This is a genomic window from Vibrio sp. 10N.261.52.A1 (assembly GCF_002876325.1).
Classification (GTDB): Bacteria; Pseudomonadota; Gammaproteobacteria; order Enterobacterales; family Vibrionaceae; genus Vibrio; species Vibrio chagasii.
In genome coordinates this window covers 1-3407 of sequence record NZ_MCYD01001197.1, presented here as the reverse complement: position 1 = coordinate 3407, position 3407 = coordinate 1, and the positions used below count along the sequence as shown (strand labels likewise).

The window sequence follows — 3407 nt, the reverse complement described above, 5'->3', positions numbered from 1 at the left end:
AAAAATAAGCTAGCCGAGTCCCCGCCGATCCAAGGAGTTCCATCAAACTACTGGGAACTTGCTAGATACGGTATGTACCTAGTAAATCATGGTAAAAATGGCACCTCTAGAAAAGTATTTCGAAACGCTCTCTATAAAAGCGCAGGGAAGTCTGGCACGAGCCAGGTCTTCGGGTTGGCAGAAAACGAAGAGTACGATGCTGATAATACTCCCGAACATCTAAGAGATTTAGCGTTGTTTACTGGCTTTGCCCCTTATGAAGAGCCGGAGATCGTAGTAACAGTAATCCTCGAAAATGCCGGTGGCGGTTCTTTCAATAGTGCGCCCATCGTTAAGAAAATCTTTGACCAAGTATTAATCAAATAAAACAAGTAAAATTAAAACGATAATCTAACTTAGGCGACAACACGTAACTAGGCTACTACCAGTCCCTGCTCTGGTAATAGTGTATTGCACATAAATTTTTGGATTAGAATATTCTTAAAACATAGATATCGTGCGAAAGGTTTCCGTAGACCAACGAGCTTGAAACTAAGCCCACTCACTGATCTTGCTCCATTTAGATTAACATTGAGTGTCAATTGATTAACGAAGCAAGCTCAGGAGCCATCTTGCTTGGGATAAACTCTGTTAACTCGTAATCGGCAAGGTTGTAAATGATAAAAGGGTCATGATTTAATATACCTTCTAGTGCAGTGCGGTCCTTCGCCTGTGCAAGGATAACCCCACCAGTACGAGGCACTTTCCTGCCGGAAGCAATAAAAATACCCAGCTCGTAATATTTATTCAGATAATCAATATGATCCTCAAGATACTTATCAACTTCTGATAATTTACCAATGTAATTTAAAGATACAATAAACATGATGGCTCCTCGTTCAGGTTACTGTATAGCTTCATAGGCAATTTTTTAAGTATTCACTTTTCACTCTCCGTCTTAGAGTGTTTCAACCCATTGTTCAGCTAAATCTTTTAAAGGATGAAGGGATGAGATGATTTGCTTTCCTAAATCCGTAGGTTGATACCCCCCCTCTCCGCGTTCAAGTAACTTTGCCTGTCTTAAGTCTTTAATTCTTGAATTTAAAACGGCAGGAGAAATTGATTCACAGCGACCCTGCAATTCACGGAATGTACAGGGACCACCTGAACATAGCTGCCAAAGAACTCCCATAGCCCAACGTCTCCCCAGCAAGTCAAATAATGCCATGATAGGGATTCCTGACTCTGAGCCGCGAACTGGCTTACCGAGACAACTAAAATGAGTCATTGAGATTCCTCCGCTATCAAAAACGTGTCTGAGTATAATCGGATATAATTTAACTTGCTATGTTTTTAATAGCAAAAAAATGACGCCTTGATTGAGGTAATTACCTTCAAAGCTTTAGCAAATGAATCTCTCCTCTAACTTATTGAGAGTCAGTTGAATTTATATGCTCAGGATTGCATAATACCCAACATAGAAACAAAGATTATTTAACAAGTTATTGTTATATGTTTTCTGAGAAATAAAAGTTGAATTAACCACAACTCTGAAGAGTGCAAAATTCTATCAGCCAATGACATATATAGCGCATAACACCTAGCATTCGACACATACGAACTTATCTTTTAGGTTACTTAAATCATGAAAAAACAATTATTAACACTCACCCTAGTTGCCACAACGGTTGGAGCCATTTCTGGTACAGCACAAGCTTGTACACGAGCTTTGTACCACTCGGATACTTTAGATACGACGATGGTCACACGTTCAATGGACTGGGAAGGTTACGATCAAGGTGTTGTGCGCGGTGTACCGAGAGGAACTGTCCTTGATACACGAGCACCCACGGTATACGGTGTCGACCTCAACAAATCAGGGGGAGCCCATCAAGTTTACAAGTCAAAACATGCCATGATTGAGATTGCAAGCTTCGACGCAGAGTTTGTCACAGAAGCAATCAACGAACATGGTGTTCTTGGTCAAATTCATTATCTCAATACAGACTGGCAAGATGAAAAAGCGCGAGTAAAAGGTAATCAAGACATCGATGGTCAGCGATTCGTGCAATACGTTATTGCGAATGCAAAAAGCCTTGATGAAGTAGAATCTATTATCAATAACACAAACATCCGTGACCAAAAACTTGGTGGCGTACCTGGTCTGTATGATGCGAATACAACTGTAAACCACTTCTTGGCTCACTTCATTTTTGCTGATAACTCTGGTGAGACTGTCCTTGTTGAAATGGTAAATGGTGAAAAGAAACTCTACCGAGGAACAGGTTCTTTAGATGTCATTTCAAACAACCCAACGTTTGATACTATGACAGAAATGGACAGAGAATTATTAAGTGAAAAGCGCTTCCCAACGGCTTCAATCAACTCTATAGATCGTCGTTATCGTGCTCAATATGCTCTTAAGGAAGTAAAAGCGTATGAAGAGCGTTTTGGTATCCGCGACAACAAACAATTAAGTAATATTATTGAAGGTGTTGCTCATGAGATGCGTAGCGGGTATACAAAATGGGACGTCGCCTATGACGCGAACTTTCCAACTTTATGGGTTTCGCAAGTAGACTTAAAGAATAAAACACTCAAGCTAGACCGATGGGACACAGATCAAGTTGAGACATACGATTTCTCGATGTTTGATGTCAATGGTAAACAAGTGGTTGAATTGGGGCGTAACACGAACAAACGAGAATCTCAGCCTTGTACAAACATTAATAAAAACCAACCATTCTGTGCCATATAACTTTGACTACGCCACACTTAGCAAGGCTTCAAGCTTCAGAAGAACGTGGGTGCCTATCAAAGATTAGGGCGTGATTTAGCTTAGAGGTTAGTTCGAACTGGGCCAAAGTCGGTGAAGAGATTGTGAGTACGTAAAGCACTCAACCGATAAGAGCAAGGCACTTTCCTGCTAGGAAAGTGCCTTATTTTAATCTTGCTTTGACTATTAAAATCAAACACCTTACCTAAAACTCTCACAAGATAAGTTTCATAGATAAAGCAGGTATAAACCATGTGCAGCCAGAGTGGTTAGAAGCAAAACAACCGTCTTTTCTCGGTTAATCAAAGATTTCGCTAACCCTATTAATCAGGCATCACCACAATACCCATAGTTTCAAGCAGTTGCTCTTGTTGCCAAGCGACAATTTTAATGCCCGATGTGTCGACCTTACGAGGATCTAACCCCTCCAATTCAGCGTGGCACAAGTTTGCTCCCTGCATACTGAACTGTCCCCATACATCTTCAGAGAATACGCCTCGGCTCAGATCCGACTCCTTTAATGACGCTCCTGCAAGGTAAGTTCCTATCCAACGGTTCTCAAACAGCTCACATTTTTCTAAACAAGCCTGTTCAAAGTTAGCATACGACAAGTTACAGCCTGTGATATACGCTGAGCAAAAGTACATACTAT

5 protein-coding genes are annotated in these 3407 nt (G+C 40.8%); 2 read left to right on the top strand and 3 right to left on the bottom strand.

Annotated elements, in window-relative coordinates; genetic code table 11:
- On the top strand, positions 1–366 hold a 366-nt coding region (locus BCT81_RS25485), incomplete at its 5' end, for a penicillin-binding transpeptidase domain-containing protein (protein WP_277869847.1).
- A 211-nt stretch (positions 367–577) separates the two neighbouring features.
- Here BCT81_RS25485 and BCT81_RS25480 read toward each other — a convergent pair.
- Positions 578–865: a YciI family protein gene (locus BCT81_RS25480; RefSeq protein ID WP_102426268.1), complete on the bottom strand. Its 288-nt coding sequence runs from the start codon at positions 863–865 to the stop codon at positions 578–580.
- A gap of 72 nt (positions 866–937) precedes the next feature.
- Positions 938–1207 carry a winged helix-turn-helix transcriptional regulator gene (locus tag BCT81_RS25475; protein ID WP_102426270.1) on the bottom strand — a complete coding sequence of 90 codons (270 nt, stop codon included), beginning with the start codon at positions 1205–1207 and terminating at the stop codon, positions 938–940.
- A 417-nt stretch (positions 1208–1624) separates the two neighbouring features.
- On the opposite strand from BCT81_RS25475, the gene BCT81_RS25470 reads away from it, so the two are divergent.
- On the top strand, positions 1625–2737 hold the full coding sequence (locus BCT81_RS25470; protein ID WP_102426267.1) for a linear amide C-N hydrolase: 1113 nt from the start codon (positions 1625–1627) through the stop codon (positions 2735–2737).
- 341 nt (positions 2738–3078) lie between these two features.
- Here the strand turns inward: BCT81_RS25470 and BCT81_RS25465 are convergent.
- Positions 3079–3407, bottom strand: a 329-nt coding sequence (locus BCT81_RS25465; RefSeq protein WP_198596960.1) for a pentapeptide repeat-containing protein, incomplete at its 5' end; no start/stop codon positions are given.